18 protein-coding genes are annotated in these 19,501 nt (G+C 53.2%); 2 read left to right on the top strand and 16 right to left on the bottom strand.

Annotation, left to right across the window (positions count from 1 at the left end):
- Positions 1 to 3: 3 nt before the first annotated feature.
- The 5 genes from pstB to EH228_RS05495 all read right to left on the bottom strand — a co-directional run bounded on the left by pstB (position 4) and on the right by EH228_RS05495 (position 4,962).
- Positions 4 to 774, bottom strand: a complete 771-nt coding sequence (gene pstB / locus EH228_RS05515; protein WP_152320683.1) for a phosphate ABC transporter ATP-binding protein PstB — start codon at positions 772 to 774, stop codon at positions 4 to 6.
- Between the two features lie 43 nt (positions 775 to 817).
- Positions 818 to 1,705: a phosphate ABC transporter permease PstA gene (pstA, locus tag EH228_RS05510; protein WP_152320682.1), complete on the bottom strand. Its 888-nt coding sequence runs from the start codon at positions 1,703 to 1,705 to the stop codon at positions 818 to 820.
- A complete protein-coding gene (gene pstC, locus EH228_RS05505; RefSeq protein WP_152320681.1) occupies positions 1,702 to 2,664 on the bottom strand; it encodes a phosphate ABC transporter permease PstC in 963 nt (320 codons plus the stop codon). The genes pstA and pstC overlap by 4 nt, the downstream gene beginning before the upstream one ends.
- Positions 2,665 to 2,746: 82 nt before the next feature.
- Entirely contained in the window at positions 2,747 to 3,787 is a 1,041-nt protein-coding gene (gene pstS, locus EH228_RS05500; protein ID WP_152320680.1) for a phosphate ABC transporter substrate-binding protein PstS, read from the bottom strand.
- A gap of 251 nt (positions 3,788 to 4,038) precedes the next feature.
- Entirely contained in the window at positions 4,039 to 4,962 is a 924-nt protein-coding gene (locus EH228_RS05495; RefSeq protein ID WP_152320679.1) for a carbon-nitrogen hydrolase family protein, read from the bottom strand.
- A 77-nt stretch (positions 4,963 to 5,039) separates the two neighbouring features.
- Between EH228_RS05495 and EH228_RS05490 the strand changes: the two genes are divergently transcribed.
- A complete protein-coding gene (locus EH228_RS05490; RefSeq protein ID WP_152320678.1) occupies positions 5,040 to 5,939 on the top strand; it encodes a LysR family transcriptional regulator in 900 nt (299 codons plus the stop codon).
- A 203-nt stretch (positions 5,940 to 6,142) separates the two neighbouring features.
- Here the strand turns inward: EH228_RS05490 and EH228_RS05485 are convergent, their stop codons facing one another.
- From EH228_RS05485 to EH228_RS05450, 8 genes are read right to left on the bottom strand one after another with little or no spacing between them, the layout of a single operon-like run.
- A complete protein-coding gene (locus EH228_RS05485; protein WP_152320677.1) occupies positions 6,143 to 7,777 on the bottom strand; it encodes an AMP-binding protein in 1,635 nt (544 codons plus the stop codon).
- A complete protein-coding gene (locus EH228_RS05480; RefSeq protein WP_152320676.1) occupies positions 7,752 to 9,005 on the bottom strand; it encodes an MSMEG_0569 family flavin-dependent oxidoreductase in 1,254 nt (417 codons plus the stop codon). The genes EH228_RS05485 and EH228_RS05480 overlap by 26 nt, the downstream gene beginning before the upstream one ends.
- 18 nt (positions 9,006 to 9,023) lie before the next feature.
- Positions 9,024 to 9,314, bottom strand: coding sequence for an MSMEG_0570 family nitrogen starvation response protein (locus EH228_RS05475; protein WP_152320675.1), 291 nt, complete (start codon positions 9,312 to 9,314; stop codon positions 9,024 to 9,026).
- A 14-nt stretch (positions 9,315 to 9,328) separates the two neighbouring features.
- A complete protein-coding gene (locus EH228_RS05470; RefSeq protein ID WP_152320674.1) occupies positions 9,329 to 10,288 on the bottom strand; it encodes a sll0787 family AIR synthase-like protein in 960 nt (319 codons plus the stop codon).
- A complete protein-coding gene (locus tag EH228_RS05465) occupies positions 10,285 to 10,848 on the bottom strand; it encodes an MSMEG_0567/Sll0786 family nitrogen starvation N-acetyltransferase (RefSeq protein WP_152320673.1) in 564 nt (187 codons plus the stop codon). Before EH228_RS05465 ends, EH228_RS05470 begins: the two co-directional genes overlap by 4 nt.
- A gap of 9 nt (positions 10,849 to 10,857) precedes the next feature.
- Positions 10,858 to 11,970 carry an MSMEG_0568 family radical SAM protein gene (locus EH228_RS05460; protein WP_152320672.1) on the bottom strand — a complete coding sequence of 371 codons (1,113 nt, stop codon included), beginning with the start codon at positions 11,968 to 11,970 and terminating at the stop codon, positions 10,858 to 10,860.
- A complete protein-coding gene (locus EH228_RS05455; protein WP_152320671.1) occupies positions 11,924 to 12,922 on the bottom strand; it encodes a Nit6803 family nitrilase in 999 nt (332 codons plus the stop codon). The genes EH228_RS05460 and EH228_RS05455 overlap by 47 nt, the downstream gene beginning before the upstream one ends.
- A 12-nt stretch (positions 12,923 to 12,934) precedes the next feature.
- On the bottom strand, positions 12,935 to 13,417 hold the full coding sequence (locus tag EH228_RS05450; RefSeq protein ID WP_152320670.1) for an MSMEG_0572/Sll0783 family nitrogen starvation response protein: 483 nt from the start codon (positions 13,415 to 13,417) through the stop codon (positions 12,935 to 12,937).
- Positions 13,418 to 13,787: 370 nt separating this feature from the next.
- On the opposite strand from EH228_RS05450, the gene EH228_RS05445 reads away from it, so the two are divergent.
- Positions 13,788 to 15,191, top strand: coding sequence for an aminotransferase-like domain-containing protein (locus tag EH228_RS05445; protein WP_152320669.1), 1,404 nt, complete (start codon positions 13,788 to 13,790; stop codon positions 15,189 to 15,191).
- Between the two features lie 185 nt (positions 15,192 to 15,376).
- On the opposite strand, the gene glmS is transcribed toward EH228_RS05445, so the two are convergent.
- The 3 genes from glmS to EH228_RS05430 all read right to left on the bottom strand — a co-directional run bounded on the left by glmS (position 15,377) and on the right by EH228_RS05430 (position 19,450).
- The gene (gene glmS, locus EH228_RS05440) at positions 15,377 to 17,209 is read right to left on the bottom strand and encodes a glutamine--fructose-6-phosphate transaminase (isomerizing) (RefSeq protein WP_152320668.1); all 1,833 of its coding nucleotides are present in this window, start codon (positions 17,207 to 17,209) and stop codon (positions 15,377 to 15,379) included.
- A gap of 252 nt (positions 17,210 to 17,461) precedes the next feature.
- Entirely contained in the window at positions 17,462 to 18,832 is a 1,371-nt protein-coding gene (gene glmU / locus EH228_RS05435) for a bifunctional UDP-N-acetylglucosamine diphosphorylase/glucosamine-1-phosphate N-acetyltransferase GlmU (protein ID WP_152320667.1), read from the bottom strand.
- A 198-nt stretch (positions 18,833 to 19,030) separates the two neighbouring features.
- Entirely contained in the window at positions 19,031 to 19,450 is a 420-nt protein-coding gene (locus EH228_RS05430; protein WP_152320666.1) for a F0F1 ATP synthase subunit epsilon, read from the bottom strand.
- Positions 19,451 to 19,501 lie beyond the last annotated feature (51 nt).

Raw genomic sequence — 19,501 nt, 5'->3', positions numbered from 1 at the left:
AAATCAACCGTAACGTCCCGTAATATAATCTTCAGTTTGTTTCTGATGTGGCTTGGTGAACAGCGTATCCGTATCGCTGAATTCTATCAGTTCGCCCAGGTACATAAAGGCCGTGTAATCGGAACAACGTGCGGCCTGCTGCATGTTATGCGTCACAATCACCACACTGTAGTCCTGCTTCAGCTCGGTAATCAGCTCTTCAATCCGTCCGGTGGAGATCGGATCCAACGCCGAACATGGCTCATCCAGCAGCAAAACCTCAGGGCGGATAGCGATACCGCGAGCAATACAAAGACGCTGTTGCTGACCGCCAGAGAGACTGTATCCGCTTTGATGCAGTTTATCCTTCGTTTCGTTCCAGAGCGCGGCTTTGGTTAACGCCCACTGTACGCGTTCATCCATATCCGCGCGGGAAAGCTTCTCAAACAGACGCACACCGAAGGCAATGTTGTCATAAATTGACATCGGAAACGGTGTAGGCTTTTGGAATACCATACCAACCCGCGCACGCAACAATGCGATATCCTGGCTGGCGGTCAGAATATTTTCGCCATCCAACAGGATTTCACCTTCTGCGCGCTGCTCAGGATAGAGAGTGAACATTTTATTAAAGGTACGCAGCAAGGTCGATTTTCCACAGCCTGACGGACCGATAAAAGCGGTCACCTGGTTTCTGGCGATGTCCAGATTGATGTTTTTCAGTGCATGGAATTTCCCGTAATAGAAGTTCAAATCACGAACCTGAATTATCTTACTGGGCGTGTTATCAACCATTCTCTTTCTCACTTATGTGCGCCGCCGCAGCCGCGCCTGGCAATTAATGTTTGCTGCTGGCAAAAACCACCCGCGCCAGAATATTCAGCAGCAACACACAAAGGGTAATCAGTAGTACACCCGCCCAGGCCAGGCTTTGCCATTCGGCAAATGGACTCATGGCGAATTTGAAGATGGTCACCGGCAAATTCGCCAGCGGCTGCATCATGTCGGTGCTCCAGAACTGGTTCGACAACGAGGTAAACAGCAATGGCGCCGTTTCCCCGGCGATACGTGCCACAGCCAACAGTATCCCGGTCAGAATGCCAGATACCGAAGCTTTCAAAGTAATGGCTGAAATCATCTTCCATTTCGGCGTTCCCAGGGCATATGCCGCTTCACGCAGGCTATCCGGCACCAGTTTGAGCATATTCTCGGTGGTACGGATAACAATCGGGATTTGCAACAACGCCAGTGCAACCGCCCCAGCCAGACCAGAGAAATGTTGCATCTGTGCCACGACCAGGGTGTAAACAAACAGGCCAACCACAATGGATGGTGCAGACAGCAGAATATCGTTGATAAAACGAATCACCTCCGCCAGCCAGGATTTACGGCCATACTCCGCCAGATAAATTCCGGCCATAATACCCAGCGGCGTACCCACTACCGTTGACCAGAAAATCAACAATCCACTACCGGCAATAGCATTCGCCAGACCACCGCCTGCCGTATTGGGCGGTGGCGTGTTTTCGGTGAACAACGACAGGCTCATCCCGTTAACGCCTCGGGAAACGGTAGCCCAGAGGATCCACACCAGCCAGAACAGGCCAAAGGCCATAGTCAACAACGAGAGGGTCAGGGCAATGCGGTTTTTAAATCGTCGCCAGGCCTGCATTTTTCGGCGTGAAGCTTGTCGTTCGGCACGAGCCTGCATTTCCATGGTCGTCATGAGCTCGCACCCTCACTTTTCGCCAGTCTACGTATCATTAGCTTAGAGCACGCCAGCACAATAAAGGTGATCACAAACAGGATCAGACCCAGTTCCATCAACGCCGCGGTATGGACGCCAGATTCCGCTTCGGCGAATTCGTTAGCCAGCGCTGAAGTAATACTGTTGCCCGGCATAAACAGCGACACACTGTCGAGCTGGTAGGTATTACCGATGATAAAGGTCACCGCCATGGTTTCGCCCAGCGCACGCCCCAGACCGAGCATCACGCCGCCAATCACTCCATTTTTAGTAAACGGCAGTACAATATGCCGGGTCACTTCCCAGGTGGTACAACCGATACCGTAAGCCGATTCTTTCATCATCACCGGCGTTTGTTCAAAAACGTCACGCATCACCGAGGCAATATAAGGAATGATCATAATCGCCAGAATAATCCCGGCGGCTAAAATCCCGATACCAAAGGCTGGCCCGGAGAATAACGCGCCAACCACAGGAATATTCGACATCAGGTCGCCCAGCGGGGTCTGGAAATACGTGGCAAACAATGGCGCGAAGATAAACAGCCCCCACATGCCATACACAATACTGGGGATCGCCGCCAGCAGCTCAATCGCCACGCCGAGGGGACGACGCAACCAGTTTGGCGCCAGTTCCGTCAGAAACAAAGCGATACCGAAACTAACCGGTACCGCGATAATCAGCGCGATGATGGAAGTAACGACCGTGCCATAAATCGGCACCAACGCCCCAAATTGCGCATTGGGCGCATCCCAGGTTTTGCTCCACAAAAAAGAGAAGCCAAACTTCTGCATGCTCGGCCAGGAAGAGAATATGAGCGAAACAATAATGCCACCAAGCAGCAACAGCACAATCAGTGCCGCCAGTCTCACCAGCGCACCAAAAATGATGTCACCTTGCTTGCCGGGAGCTTTAAATATCGGCTTACTTGCAGCCATAAAATTCTCGATATTGAAAGTGTCAGGGCGACATCACTGCCGCCCAAAAGTAAGGGCCCAAGAATCTGCCCCTTACGACCAACTAATACAACGCGTTACCTGAGCTATCTTTCACATGAGTTTTCCAGGCGGCGCGGATCTGCTCCACCACGGAATCAGGCAAAGAGGCATAATCCAGGCTGTTAGTTATGTTGCCACCATTGTGGTAAGCCCAGTCAAAAAATTTCAGAACGGCGGCGCCTTTCTCAGCATTCGCTTGTTCTTTCTGCACCAGGATGAAGGTAGTGGAAGAGACAGGCCATGCATCAGTCCCTTTCTGGTAAGTCAAATCCTGAGCGAAAGACTCACTCCAGTTTGCGCTTTTCGCCGCATTGCTGAAGCTCTTTTCGTTGGGTTCAACAGCCTGACCATCAGCATCAATCAGCTTCGTGTAAGCCAGTCCGTTTTGCTTAGCGTAAGCGTATTCTACATAACCAATTGAACCTGGCAGGCGCTGCACGAAGGCGGCTACGCCGTCGTTGCCTTTCCCACCCAGACCGGTCGGCCAGTTAACTGTATTGCCTACCCCTATTTTACTCTTCCAGTCACTGTTCACTTTAGACAGGTAACTGGTGAAAACATAGGAAGTCCCCGAACCGTCAGCGCGGCGAACCACATTGATATTGCTATCAGGCAATTTCACCCCCGGATTCAATCGGGTAATTGCCGGATCGCTCCATTTTTTAATGTTGCCCAGATAAATATCACCCACGGTTTTGCCATCCAAAACCAACTGACCCGCTTTAATACCCGGAATATTAACCGCCAGTACCACACCACCAATCACCGTTGGGAACTGGAACAGGCCGTTTTTCTGTAAATCTTCATCTTTCAGCGGTGCATCCGACGCGCCAAAATCAACGGTTTTAGCGATGATCTGCTTAACACCACCGGAAGAACCGATACCCTGATAATTAACCTGTGCCCCAGTGACTTTGTTATATTCTGCTGCCCACTTGTTATAAACAGGCGCAGGGAAAGTGCCACCCGCGCCGGTCAGATTAGTAGCCGCGATAGCAGAAACAGCGCTCAGAGAAAAAGCAACTGCTACACATTGAGCCACAGTTTTTTGCATCAGTGTCATATTCCCTCCAGGGGATTCAAGGTCAGTCTTAACAGGAATAATGCGTGCTGCCAGAGGCAAAATAGGACAGTTTAATGACGGTAAAATGTCATTAATATGACAGTTATGTGACAGAAGGCTATGTTTTGAGCAGGCTCAGATCCCTTTTCTGACCGGGCGGAGTTTCCGGTTTTATCGCATTAAAGGCAGCAGGAATGTCTCGCCCTTAACGCTTCGCTGACCGGTAACCGCCCTTCACCGTTTCCTGTCTGTTATTTCACAAATTCCACGTTGAGCTTAGGCCGTTCATCCACTTTCAGGGAAAAAACATCAGGCCGCGAATAATGTCCCGCCACATCAAAATCATAGCGGGCGCGAATCAGCTCGTCAGTATCGATTTCGGCCGTCAATAATCCCGCTGTATTCAGCAAAGGCCCTGCCAGTACTTCACCCAGAGGCCCGACAATCACGCTATTCCCTTTGATCAGCGGCCGTTCCGTATCCCAGCCAGCGACGTCAATACCAAGTGCTGACGGTGAAGGCTGTACCTGACAGGCGGCAATAACAAAACACCGTCCTTCATGCGCGATGTGCCGCATGGAGGCCTGCCAGACATCTCGTTCGTCTACCGTTGGCGCACACCAAATTTGTACACCTTTCGCATACATAGCGGCGCGCAGCAGCGGCATATGATTCTCCCAGCAAATAGCGCTGCCCACTTTCCCGGCGGTCATGTCAACCACCGGCAATGTGGAACCATCGCCCTGCCCCCAAATCAGTCTCTCGGTGCCGGTTGGCATCAACTTGCGGTGCTTAGCCACCAGTCCATTTTCAGCGGAGAAAAACAGAGAGCTACAGAATAACGAACTGCCACTCCGCTCGATAACCCCAATCACGATATCTGCGCCAGTACGCGAGGAAAATGCCGCTAACGCATCGGTTTCAGGGCCGGGAACATCAATCGCATTAGCGAAGTACTCTGCAAATTGTTCACGACCTTCCGGCAAACGAAACCCAAGATAGGTACCAAAATCGCGGCCCTTCGGATAGCCACCTAATAACGCTTCGGGCATCACCACCAGTTGGATCTTCTGACTACGGATCTCTTCTTCATAACACAATATTTGCGCCAGTGTTTCGGCGGTGCCGGCAGGAGATGAACCGAGTTGTAATGCAGCGACAAGTGACCTGGACATGTTCTTTCCTCTGTGGTGTTTTCCTCATCCTGAGATACTATTTGTTATCAATCAATCCAGTTAACGCGCTATATGATATGAACAATATTGATATCAATAATATGGATTTAAACCTGCTCAAAGTGTTTGAAGCGCTGTACGAAGAAGGCGGGGCAGGCAGAGCGGCCGTGCGCTTAGGCCTGACACAATCGGCGGTCAGTGCGGCACTGGGCAGACTACGTCGGGTGTATGATGACAGATTATTTGAACGTACAGGACGGGGGTTACGTCCTACGGCAAAAGCCAGCGAATTGAAAACCACCATCACCGCTATTCTGAATCAGTGTCGACAAACGCTTGCTACCTTTTCAGGTGAGATCGGGCACTGGGAAGGTCAAACGGTCATTCTGGCGATGTCAGACGATTTTGAGATCGCCTGGGGCAGCGCGATTATCAATGCGGTTCGCCGTGAAATGCCCGGTCTGCGCATTCAGTTCCGGCAGACAAATGCTCAGTTAGTGGAGGATATGTTGATCCTGCGCCAGGCGGATCTGGCTATCACATCTGGCGGGGTGAAGTCAGCCCTGCTCAGCCGGGAGTTATTGGCTTCAGGAGACTATTCGTGTCTGCTGGCAGAGCCTGTTACTGGTTCGCTTGATCTGCATGCGTTCCTGACACGTGAGCATATCCTTGTCTCTTCCGGCGGTTTTGTCGGCATCGTAGATGAGAAGCTCTCCGCTCGTTCTCTGAACCGCAAAGTGATCGCTTCCACCACACATTTCGCCATCCTGCCATGGCTGATTAAAGAGACTCATGCTCTTGCCACCCTCCCTACCCATGCTGCCAACGCGCTGGCAGAACAAACCGGATTGCATGTTGTACCATGCCCTCTTCCTTTGCCGACCTTCTCTATTGAGCTCGCCATGCGCATCGACAGCCAACGCGATCCGTCCGTGACCGGCGTGAAAAAAGTGCTGATGGAGAGGGTGAAAGCATAAGGCCCGTTCCCAGCGATTTTTTATCTGCGTTTTAGCACGCAAATCCCCCAGCCGCTGACGTAGTGGATTTTTCCGGTGCCAGAATGCAGTGTCCCAGCCAGATAATACCCGTTTATCACCGGCCAACGGATGAACGGGCAGCACATGACAACATCGGTGACCGCGCATACCTTACACCGGATCGGGTAATCACTTGTAAGTGCTTACTGACCTGCCATCTCTCGCCGCAGCGCTTTGCCGGAAAATGTTTTCGGAATGGCGCTGACAAACCAGACTCGCCTGACCAGCGCATAGCGGCCACATCGCTCCTGCACACGGCTGATCAGTCTTTTTTTGATTTTTTTAAGATTGTTTATCCCTTTTATCTCGATGACGACATACAGTCCGGGTATTTCGCCCAGCACCGCGTGCGGCAAACGCACCGCCACCACCTCAATAACCTCATCCAAATCCTGTACTGCCTGTTCAATCTCTACCGTGGATAAGCGTTTGCCGCCCACATTGATGACATCATCCATACGCCCAAGCAACTGCATCGAACCATCATCAAATTGCACGGCCCGATCGTGGGTAACATATAGCCAGCTTCCGGCTTCATAGCGCCAGTAGCGTTGATCGTGATCGATATCTTCACGCCACAGCGTCAGCATGCCGCCAGGCCCCAGCGTGTCACGCACCACTAGCATACCGGCTTCACCAGGTTCGCACCTTAACCCCGTGTTCTCATCTCGCACTTCAAGCTGACGCGGTCTGACCGGTAATAAATGGGTTCCTTCTCCCGCCAGTAACGGCCAGCCGCTTTCAGTCTGCCAGTAATGATTTTTTACCGGTAAACCCTGTTGCAGCAACCCGGCAGATGTCGGCACATCCAGCGGCTCGCCAGCGAGGAAAAGCCCACGCAATTGTGGTAATGCCACCTGTGGGGCGCCCTGCTGGCGCGCCAGACGCATGGCTCCTGGAATGGTCAACAGGTGGGTTACGCCCAGTTTATTGAGTAATGTCCACCAGCGTTGCCCCGGCGCATTATACGCGCTGGGCGTCATGAAGACCGTCGTCGCCCCAGCCAGCAAAGGCGCATAAACGCCATAGCTGTGCCCGGTGACCCAGCCAATATCTGCGGTGGTAAAAAACACGTCGTCCTGGCCAAACTGAAATAAGCTGTCGAGGGACGCCAGCAGGGCCACGGCATAACCACCAGTGTCACGGACTATCCCTTTCGGGGTGCCAGTGGTACCGGAAGTGAACAGGATATGTGATGGCGCATCGGCAGGCATCGGTTCGCAAGGCCGCCACTCACTATCTGCTAACGTTTCCGTAAGCATCAACAGCAGCGATGCGGTGGCAGACTCCTGGCACAGACGTACCGTTGCGGCATGGCACAACAGCACCTGCGGGTCGCATGCCGCGATGCGCTGCCTCAGCCCCGTCGCCGTGCTCATTGCAGTAACCACCACATGAATCGCGCCAAGACGGGCGCATGCCAGCATTGCGGCGACAGCCTGCGCGCCGACCGGCAGGCAGATCATTACCCGATCCCCGCGTTTCACTCCTCGCTGCAATAGCGCCTGCGTCACCATCAGTACCCGAGCCATTAATTCCCGGTAACTGACCCGGCTCTCAGCGCCATCAGCAGCAATATGAATGATGGCGGTTTTATCACCGAACTGGGCGATATGGCGGTCAAGAGCGTTATGGCACAGGTTGGTTATCCCACCGACAAACCAGCGCTGGCGTGGACCGCCGTTATCTACAACCTGAAGTTTTTGCCAGGGGGAAAACCAGTCGAGGCGATTAGCCTGCGTACACCAGTATTCATCCGGCATGCGGGATGCGAACATCGCGATTCTCCGATTCCGCCAGCATCTGTGCCGCAAGGTATTGCGCATCGTCACCGACGCCTTCAAAACGACCTGAACCCCATGTCCACAGCCAGGGCAGCCCGAGAAAATAAAGCCCCGGCACGGTAGAGATACCGCGTTGATGTCGTGGATATCCTTGTTGATTGAACGCCGGCAGATCAATCCAACTGAAATCAGTGTGAAAACCCACCGCCCAGACAATCGCTGACAACCGGCTGAGATCAATATGATGACTCGTTTCCGTTGGTTGCCACACCGGTTGATAACGCGGTTCAACCGGCGCGCTGATCCCCTGTTCGCTAATCCATTGATCGATGCTGTCTTTAATCTTTTGCGAGGTGGCATCAGCCGCATCAAGATTGCGCGCTAAATCATCCGCTACGCTAAGCTGACCGCCCTCATAATCCAGTAAGCGGCCATACAGTTTCATCCCCTGTAACGCAAATGCGCGCAGGTCAATATCGCGCCCACCGTCTCGCCCGGTGACATAATGGTTAGTTTTACGCCGCGCATCCTCGCCCAGGGGGTGGTCATCTACCGTCAGGCGGTAATGGCCCATATCTTCCAGCCAGGCGACCACATCCCGGCCACGATAAAAGCGTGCCACCCGTGGCGCACTGCCAACACACAGATGGACCTGCCGTCCGCTAAGATGAAGATCTTCCGCTATTTGTGCGCCGGACTGAGCGGATCCCACCACCAGTACCTCGCCCGGCGGCAACTGCGCGGCATTACGATACGCAGACGAGTGCACCTGTACGATCGCTTCCGGCAATCGCGCGGCCAGTGCAGGAAAGCGTGGTTGATGGTAGTTACCCACCGCTATCACTACCCGATCCGCGCTGTAAGGCCCGACAGATGTCGCCAGGTAAAAACGGTTTCCCTGCTTAGTGATGCGCTCGACATTGACGCCTTCGGTCAGAGGCGCATTGAAACTGGCAGCGTAACGACGCAGATAATCGATAATTTGCGCTTTCACCATAAAACCATCGGGATCGTCGCCATCATAGGGAAACCCCGGCAGACGACACTGCCAGTTTGGGGTGACCAGACAAAAACTGTCCCAACGTTGCGCCTGCCATGCCCAGCCAAGGTGACTGCGCTCCAGAATAATGTGCTTAACCCCCCGCTGTGTCAGACACCAGCTCATCGCCAAACCAGCCTGTCCGCCTCCGACGACAATGACGGGAAAATGTTGTGTTTGCATAACTGATTTCCTTGAGAATTAACTACTCGCCGGGACGATGGCTTCGACGATGACCGATTGTTCAGACGCAAACTGCGTCGCTTTCAGATTGATTGCCGCTGACTGGTCCATGGCACTTGAACAATGGAAACCAAACTTTTCCTTCACCCGCTCACTGGCCTCTGCCAGTGCCCGTTGTGTCACGTTGACAAACTCTGCCACGGTGTAAGGGTGTTGGACTTTGAGATGTTTTTCGATAGCAGTGGACGGTGAATAACAGGTCTCTTTACTGCCGTCCGGCCAGCGGACGATAAAGTGCATAGCAGGCATGACGTTCTCCTCGGCTACCGGCGCATACCGGTCAGCGGTTCATGGTGTAAATCCCAGAAACAGGCAGACTCATGCTGCCGTTCAACCATCAATTTTTTTTCGGGGTGAAATATCCCCACTTTCGCGGCGCTGATACCACAATCGGCAAAACGCTTAATAACCACTTCACGTTGCGCTGATTCGCATACCAGTAAAAAACCGAAGCTGGGAAAGGCACATAACCAGTCGCGCCAGTCACAATGGTCTGGTTTGGGGATGGCGACGAGATCCAGCGTTGCACCGCATTGCGCGCTCTCCAGTAACATCACCAACGTGCCGAGTAGTCCCGCCTGGCTGATGTCCTTCGCGGCGACTAATACTCCTGATTCAGCCAGAGCGGGCAGAAGTTCAATCGCCGCGCGCAATCCGGCAGGATCGGCCTGGGTTGCGGCATCCCAGTTCAGGCCCGGTGGATGCCAGTTGCCAGCCAGATTGATGGCGACCAGCAATTCCTGACCGGCCTGGACGGCAAAGCTGTCGAGCAGACGCCCGGCGCGCCCGGCTATCGCCACCGCCAGTTGCGGCTGGTTGCTGTGTAAATTGGTATGGCCCCCCACCACCGGCACCTGATAGGCCTGTGAAGCTGCGCGCATTCCGGCCAATACTTCACGGGCATGAGGTTGATCAGCGCTCCAGAGCGCATTGACCACCGCCAGCGGCCGGCCGCCCATCGCGGCAATATCACTGACATTCACCATCACCCCACACCACCCCGCAAACCAGGGATCAATCGCCACGAAATCGTTGATAAACCCCTCCATGGCCAGCAGCAGATAGCCTTCGCCCTCAGCGATGACTGCGCTGTCATCGCCGTTGGCGAAAGGGTGAGGCCAGCTTCCTGCTAATGCGTCGGCAACCTGCTGAATATCACGTTTATGCGCGATGCCGCGGTGTTCGCGTACCTGCGCCAGCAGGGTTTCAAGTGAGGGACTCATGCCACACCGCCAGTCAGACGTGGAGCCAGATCGCCCGTACTGATACGGGGGCGGATATTCAGTACCATACCGCTGTGCGGATCGTGACACGGTGGATAGTGCGTTAAATCCGCCTGCATTCGGACATGCGGGATACCGCGCAGCGTCAGACTATCCAGCGTATGCCAGTGCAAACGGCGAAACAGCTTCTCATTTTGCTGTTGCACATCGGCATAAAACGCGTCACACCCCAGCGCATTGGCACTGCTGACCGCCAGACGGATTAGTGCCGAGCCGAGTTGCCCCTGGCGGCGAAAGCGCTCAGCCACCGCCAGGCGTGAGCCAAACCAGACACGTTCAGCGCGACGATGAATACGCACTGTACCCACGACTTCCTCGTGCCAGCCCGCATATCCCCCTAACGCCACTAACAACTGCGCGTGGTCGTCAATCATGTCCCGATCATCCCCGGCAAACAGAGCCTGTTCCTGACAAAATATCTGCCGTCGTAACGCATAAGCCTGCTCGCGTTCCCATGGCAACGTCACCCACTTCACGGTGTAATTGGGATAGCTGAACATCTCTCCTCCTCAGGCAACGGCCTTTTCGAAGCTGGAAAGTGAGGAACAGGCGCCACAACGACCACAGCCCGCTTTGATATCGCTGGAACGCAATTGCGCTTCACCCAGCATGGCGCCCAATGGCTGCAAAATGCGGGACATGAAAGCGGCATCAGGTGCGGGATGGTGTGCCAGCGGCGTGCCGCTGATCGGAACAAATGGCACCACAAACGGGTACACCCCCAGTTTTATCAGCGTTTCTGACAACGACAGGATCGCTTCCGGCGTATCACCCAGCCCGGCTAAAATGTAAGTACTCACTTGACCTCGACCAAAGACCGCCACCGCATCGGCAAAAGCCTCAAGGTAATATTCCAGTGAAACCTGCGCTTTACCCGGCATAATGCGCGCACGGACTTCCGGCGTGACGGCCTCCAGATGCATTCCCAGCGCATCAATACCGGCATCCTTCATGCGCTGAAACCAAAGGGGATCGCCAGGTGGCTCGCACTGCCCCTGTAAAGGCAGAGAAACCGCCGCCTTAATCGCCTCTGCACTTTCCACCATAATACGTGCGCCACGATCACTGCCAGATGGCGTGCCGGTGGTCATCACCATGTGTTTTACGCCGTCAAGTTCGACCGCAGCTTTGGCGACTTCCGCCAGTTGTTGCGGTGTTTTCCGCGCGATGGTGCGTCCTGCCGCCAGCGACTGTCCGATGGCGCAAAACTGACAGGCTTTGGCCCGATTTTCATAGCGTATGCAGGTCTGCAAAACCGTTGTCGCCAGCACGTCAGTACCGTGCAGCGTGGCGATTTGTGAATAGGGTATCCCCTCTGCGGTATGCAAATCATAAAAGCGCGGTTTATGCGCGACGGTAATATCGCGTACCGGAATGGCGTTTTTCAGCAACTGTGTACGACTGCCGTCATGCTCAATTTCATAAGCCGAATGATGGGCGCTTTGGGTATAAATCGGCACCATCACCGTGACGCCGTCGAGAGTCATCGCCTGATGATCGGACGGACCCGCGCCGCCCTGCCGGCTAACATGTTGCCCGGAAGGGTTCACAACCCGAACGCCCTGGGTCAGCAATTCAGTTATCAGTTGTTGTCTGGACAGAGACGGCTTGGCTGCGCTCATGTTCCTCTCCTGCAAGTTGCGATGTGTAAACGGCGTAATGGGCAGGACGATCATTGATTTGCAAACTGAGTAACTCCGGTCGTGCATAATGCCCGACAGAATCCATCATGCGTTTGCGTTTGGTTATCAGCGACATATCAAGGTCGGCAATCAGAATGCCTTCGCCTTCGGTCAGCGGAGGTGCCAGGTGACGCCCCTCCGGCGAAATGATTGCGGTATGGCAACCGCCACGCAGCCCTTTTTGTAACGCCGGATCAGCGGTGAGTTCTTCTATTTGCTCATCAGCCAGCCAGCCGGTGGCATTGATAACAAAGCAACCGGACTCCAGAGCATGATGGCGAATCGTGACCTCCATCTGTTCAGCGAAAACAGGCCCCACTAACGAGCCTGGGAACTGGCTGCAATGAATTTCTTCATGCTGGGTCATCAGACTGTAGCGAGCCAGTGGGTTATAGTGCTCCCAGCAGGCCAGCGCCCCAACACGTCCCACTTCCGTCCCGACTACCTTCAGCCCCGAGGCATCCCCCTGTCCCCAGATCATCCGCTCATGATACGTCGGCGTAATTTTGCGTCGTTTAAGCACCAGCTCGCCGTTAGCATCGAAAACCAACTGGGTGTTATAGAGCGTACCGTGATCGCGCTCGTTGACTCCCACCACCACCACCACGCTGCGTAAGCGAGCCCGCTCCGCTATCGCATGGGTAATCGGCCCTGGCACATCCACGGCCTGATCATAGAGTTTCAGGTGTGCTTTACCGGCGGTCATCGCCGGAGTGATAAAGGAAAAATAAGGGTAATACGGGATAAAGGTTTCAGGAAAAACCACGATCTCCGCGCCTTGTGCAGCAGCCTGATCTATCGCATCAAGAACACGGGCCAGTGTTTTGCTGGCCTCATGCAGATCCGGCGCGATCTGAACGGCGGCGGCACGCACGATGCGTGACTGAGCCATAACGCGCCTCCGTTACATTGTCCAGGTGTCAATGATCAGCGCGTTATCACGGCTGTGCAGCAATTTGAGGTCCAGCACGTCCAGCGGGTTGATTGGGCGAATACCTTCAATCAGCGAGGGTTCACCGTGGCCATACAACGCTTGCAAAGCAAAACGGCAGGCATAGACTTTGCCGCCTTCCGCCATAAATTTGGTCAGTTGATTATTGTAATTTTGATGACCGGGAAAGGCTTCCGCTCCCAGGGTCGGGAAACCGCGCTGTACGCCAAGCGTCACTCCGGGTCCGTACAACAGAATCGACGTTTCAAACCCTTTGCGTAATAAACGGGTGGCTTGCAGCATATTAACGAAGCCAATTGAGCCCTCAAATGCCACGGTATGAAAGGTCACCAGAGCTTTCTGGCCGGGTTCCGCTTTTACGTCTTCAAACACTTTCTCTTCGTAATCAACCAGGAAATCACCGGATTTATGGGCGGGCATGGTCACTGTTGGCATGGTGTGCTCCAGAATATTATTGTCTCTCTCAGGAACGGATCGCTCCCCTTAGCAGTGCAATTTTTTGCCCTGCATGACAGAGACTCAGCAACCCCCGTGCCAGTGTAAAAAAAGGGGATGCAATCAACCGCCCATCATTTGCTCAAATAAACGGCAAAAAAAATTTCCAGTCCACTTTATCCCCTCAAACTACCGTATTCCCCGTCGGTTCAGTGCTGATTATTTGCACCAAAACGACGCTTTTTTGCACCATTTATGCACACAATTTTTAATCAATATGCAATCAATGATGCAATCAATTTTTTTATTGATTTACCATGTTGTTATGTGCCATCAATATCTTTTCTTTGGCTGATGGTGAGGATGGTCGATGACCACAACGTTGTATTCGCGCTGGGCGCAAAAACTGCAACAGCAATCACAACGACCGGCTTACCTGTTGATTGCTGACCTGATTGCGGAAGGAATTAACAGCGGCGAATTACAGCCTCGCGATCGGTTGCCGCCACTGCGCGATTTAGCGTTAGTCCTCGCTCTCAATTACACCACCGTGACGCGAGGATACGCGGAAGCCAGACGCCGCGGACTGATTGACTCTCGCCCTGGCACCGGCAGTTTTGTCCGGGGTAAGGTGCCGGGTATTCCCCTCAACGGCGGCAGTAGCTATGAGATGACCATGAATGCGCCGATCGAGCCAGAAGGAATAGTGCTGGAAGAAGCCATGCGCAGCGGAGCGTTAAACCTGTTCAACAATAGCGATATGTTAAGCCTGATGCGTTATCAGGATTTCGGCGGCACGGCGGAAGATAAAAACGTGGCCATCCACTGGCTACAACGCAGTCTGAAGGTTCGTGACATTGAAGAAGTACTGGTATGCCCTGGTATTCATAGCGTATTGGTGGGACTGCTAACCCTGCTGGGGCGTAAAGGCGGCACGATATGCCTGAGTGACCTGGTGTATCCGGGGATAAAAGCGATCGCCAGCCAGCTTAATATTTCGCTGCATGCCCTGCCCTGTGATGAAAATGGTCCCCTGCCGCGGGCTTTTGAAGATCGTTGCCGGCTGGGCGGCGTCAGCGCTTTTTATATCAACCCCACACTGCAAAATCCCTCGACCCTGACTATCCCGCTGCACCGCCGGGAATCGCTGGCTGAAATCGCCCGACGTTATAGTGTTCCGATAATTGAAGATGATGCTTACGCCGCGTTACCACAAAAAACACTGCCAACGTTTACCGAACTGGTACCTGAAATTAGCTGGTATGTCACCGGTATGTCGAAATGCTTTGGGCCGGGTTTACGCATCGCCTATGTCAAAGGCCCCGGTAAACGGGCAACCCAGTTGCTGGCTGGCGCACTGCGCGCACTCACGGTCATGTCCAGTCCATTCACTAATGCGCTGGCACGCCAATGGATAACTGACGGCACGGCTGAACGTATGCTGCTGGCAATCCGTCAGGAAGCCCGCATCCGTCAACAGCTGGCTTCACACTATCTGGCGGGCATCCCTTTCCGGGCTGATGCCGAGGGTTTTCATCTCTGGCTACCGTTACCTAAAGCATTAAACTGGAATCCCTCTGATGCCGCAGTGAAATTGCGTGAACAAGGTGTCAGCGCGGTATCCAGCGCCGCATTCTGTACCGATAACAATCCACCCGATGCCCTGCGTCTTTGTCTCGGCGGCACGGCATCACGAGAACAATGTGAAGAGAGTCTGAAGACCGTGGCGGAAATGCTTGAGCATCCGCACCACTTTGCGAGCATGATCCGTTAGAGTGACATAAGCGGCTCATCACGTTTCATCCTGTTTTTTTGAACCGTCCCGGAAACCAGGGGCAGTCCATAAAAAAATCCGGTATGCTTTTTGAGCAGCATTACCGGATGGGTTCAGTTCACCGATTTATACCCTTAATACTTCAAAAATTGCAGGGTATATATATCCCTAATCGCCACGCCGTATTACTCGACAGTGACTGACTTCGCCAGGTTCCGCGGCTGATCGACATCAGTGCCTTTAATCAGCGCAACATGATAGGACAGCAGCTGCAAAGGGATAGTGTAGAAAATTGGCGCAATGATCTCTTCAACATGCGGCAGAGGAACGATACGCATTCCTTCGCTGTCACTGAAACCCGCGTCCTGTTCCGCAAAGACATACAGCAGGCCACCACGGGCGCGTACCTCTTCAATATTCGACTTCAATTTTTCCAGCAGCTCATTTTTCGGCGCCACCACAATCACCGGCATATCCGCATCGATTAACGCCAGCGGGCCGTGCTTCAGTTCGCCCGCCGCATAAGCTTCAGCATGGATGTAGGAGATCTCTTTTAGCTTCAGCGCCCCTTCCATAGCAATCGGATACTGATCGCCACGACCAAGGAACAACGCGTGATGTTTGTCTGAGAAATCTTCCGCCAGCGTTTCAATCAACTTGTCCTGTGACAGCATCTGCTCAATACGGCTTGGCAATGCCTGCAGGCCATGAACAATATCATGCTCAATTTGCGGAGCCATGCCTTTCAAACGTCCAATTTTCGCCACCAGCATTAACAATACGGTTAACTGGGTAGTGAAAGCTTTGGTGGACGCCACACCGATTTCGGTACCGGCTTTAGTCATCAACGCCAGATCGGACTCACGTACCAGCGAAGATCCCGCCACATTACAGATAGCCAGCGATCCCAGGTAGCCCAGTTCTTTTGACAGACGCAATGCCCCCAGCGTATCCGCCGTTTCGCCAGACTGCGAAAGGGTAATCAGCAGGCTGTTCTTACGTACCGCCGATTTGCGATAGCGAAACTCAGAAGCAATCTCTACATCACAGGGGATATTCGCCAACGCTTCAAACCAGTAGCGGGAAACCATGCCGGAGTTGTAAGAGGTACCGCATGCCACGATCTGGATATGCTCAACCTGCGCCAGTAATTGGCTGGCATCAGGCCCCAGCTCGGATAAATCAACTTCACCATGGCTAAAACGCCCACTCAGGGTGTTTTTGATCGCCATCGGCTGCTCATAAATTTCTTTCTGCATATAGTGGCGATAAATTCCCTTATCACCGGCATCGTACTGCACGCTGGATTCAATTTCGCTGCGCTGCACCTTCTCGCCACAACGATCAAAGATAGTCACTTCACGGCGGGAGATCTCAGCAATATCACCCTCTTCCAGGTAGATAAAACGACGGGTAACCGGCAGTAACGCCAGTTGATCAGATGCAATAAAGTTTTCCCCCACTCCGCGTCCAATCACCAGCGGGCTACCAGAACGGGCAGCCACCAGAACCGACGGATCGCGACTATCGAGGATCACCATGCCATACGCACCGCGCAGTTGTGGAATAATGCGCTGCACCACTTCACGCAGCGAGCCACCGTACTGTTTTTGTTCCCAGTGAACCAGGTGAGCGACCACTTCAGTGTCGGTTTCGGACGTGAAATGATAACCTCGGGCGATCAGTTGCTCACGCAGCGGTTCATGGTTTTCGATAATACCGTTGTGAACAATAATAATATGTTCAGAAAGATGCGGATGAGCATTGGCTTCCGAAGGTTCGCCGTGCGTTGCCCAGCGAGTGTGCGCAATCCCGGTCCCCCCCACCAGCGGCGTACTTTCCGCCGCTTCTGCCAGTTTTTGCACTTTACCCAAACGGCGTAAACGGGTTACCGCGCCTTCGGCGGAGACCACCGCCAACCCGGCAGAGTCATAACCCCGGTATTCCAGACGTCGTAACCCTTCAAGCAGGATTTCAGCGATATCACGTTGTGCTACTGCACCTACAATTCCACACATATTGTTTTTCCTGACGTCATGGCGCGTAGGCCATTAACTTTGTCTTCTGACCTGATTGCCCGGTATTGACCGGTTCCCCGAGCCTTGTAGAGAGTGGGGTTATTTTTATTTACCCTTGATACTGCAAGTTGCAGGCACGTTGGCTGCACAAGCATCCCCCGTCACTTACCTGAGATTTACTCGCTGGCCGCCTTCCTGCAACTCGAATTATTTAGGCGATGACTGCTTTAATTTTTATAAAAAAACAAAAGACTATTTCTTTTTCACCGGCCGCTGCCAGCCGGTTTTCAGCTGTTGATCTTTACGGTTATACACCAGACCTTCCGCTGTAACGTCTTTCATCACCGTGGTGCCTGCTGCAATGGTGGCGCCAGTAGCAACCGTCACAGGCGCCACCAGTTGAGTATCAGATCCGACGAACACGTTATCGCCAATCACAGTCAGCGACTTATTCGCACCATCGTAATTACAAGTAATCGTGCCAGCGCCAATATTCACATTAGCCCCAATCTCCGCATCGCCCAGATAACTTAAATGACCCGCTTTAGACCCTTTGCCCAGCATGGCTTTTTTCATTTCGACGAAGTTACCCACGTGCGCGCCCTCATCCAGCATGGTTCCCGGGCGCAAACGGGCGAACGGGCCTACCGTACAGGCCGCGGCCAGTTCGGCATTTTCCAGCACACTGTAAGGGCTGATTTCGCAATCATCACCAATAACGCAGTTTTTCAGCACACAACCGCTGCCGATCTTCACCCGGTCGCCGAGCGTCACCTTACCTTCAATAATGACGTTAGTATCAATCACTACGTCACGACCGTGAATAAGCTCGCCTCTGAGATCAAAACGGGCGGGATCATTCAGCATCACTCCAGCCAGCAGTAGCTTTTCTGCCTGTTCAGCCTGCCAGACGCGTTCCAGGGTTGCCAGTTGCAGACGATTATTAACTCCATCCGTTTCAGTGGTGCGGGAAGGATGCACCGCTTCAATAATCCGACCTTCCTGATGAGCAAGGGCAATGATATCGGTAATGTAATACTCCCCCTGCGCGTTGTTGTTGGTCAGCTTGCTCAGCCAGCGCTTCAGGTCCGCACCAGTGGCTACCAGGATACCGGTATTAATTTCATTGATAGTTAACTGCTCCGGCGAGGCATCTTTCTGCTCTACGATCCCCACTACCACACCATTCTTACGGATAATACGACCATAACCGCCTGGATTATCCAGAATAACCGTTAGTAGCGCGATCCCCCCCTTCGGTTTCGCTGCGCGCAACCGTTTTAGCGTCTCAACAGAAATCAGTGGTACATCGCCATACAACATCAGAATGTCTTCGTCGTCAGCAAAGTGCGGCGCAGCCTGCTGCATAGCATGCCCGGTACCCAATTGCTCATCCTGCAATACCCAATTCAAAGCGGGATCAGTTAAGGTTGACTGCAAAAGCTCCCCACCATGGCCATAAACCAGATGAATCCTGTCTGCTCCCACACCATTGGCGGTATCAATGACATGCTGCACCATGGGTTTACCCGCAAGCAGATGCAACACTTTTGGCAGGTTGGAATACATACGGGTCCCCTTGCCTGCGGCAAGGATCACCACGCTCATCGCGCTGTTAGACATAGATATCCTGATCATTCTGTTAATAGACGGAAGTAAAACGGCTAAAGGGCAAAATTACTACTTTTTTCTCTCCCCAAAAATAGCCCAACAGACAAAGTAACGCCTGGCGGCATAATTTTCATCCTTTGTCCGCCCTGATATCAGGTAAAAAAAATGCCAGTCAGTTTCCTGACTGGCATTCTGTCGCTTAAACCTGAGTTACATCGCTTTTTTGGTCAACTCAATCACCCGCAATTTGGCGATCGCTTTAGACAATTCAGCTGATGCGGTCGCGAAGTCCACATCACCGTGAGAGCTGCTCATGTGCTCTTCGGCGCGACGTTTCGCCTCCAGTGCGCGGGCTTCATCAAGATCAGTCCCGCGAATCGCCGTATCAACCAGCACGGTCACCGCACCAGGTTGTACTTCCAGCACGCCGCCGGAGAGATAAATATACTCTTCTTCGCCCTGCTGTTTAACGATGTGAACCATACCAGGTTTAATGGCGGTCAGCAGCGGGGCATGTCCAGGATAAATCCCCAACTCACCCTCGCTACCTGACACCTGGATTTTCTGTACAAGACCGGAGAACATCTGCTGTTCTGCGCTGACAACATCCAGGTGATAAGTCATGGCCATAGTTAACCTCCAGGGAAACTCTCTCCGTCATATTTCAAGCTGCATAAGTCC

The organism is Erwinia endophytica (assembly GCF_009295515.1).
Lineage (GTDB): Bacteria > Pseudomonadota > Gammaproteobacteria > Enterobacterales > Enterobacteriaceae > Erwinia > Erwinia endophytica.
Note: the sequence above shows the minus strand (reverse complement) of the source record. Positions and strands in the feature narration are given on the sequence as shown.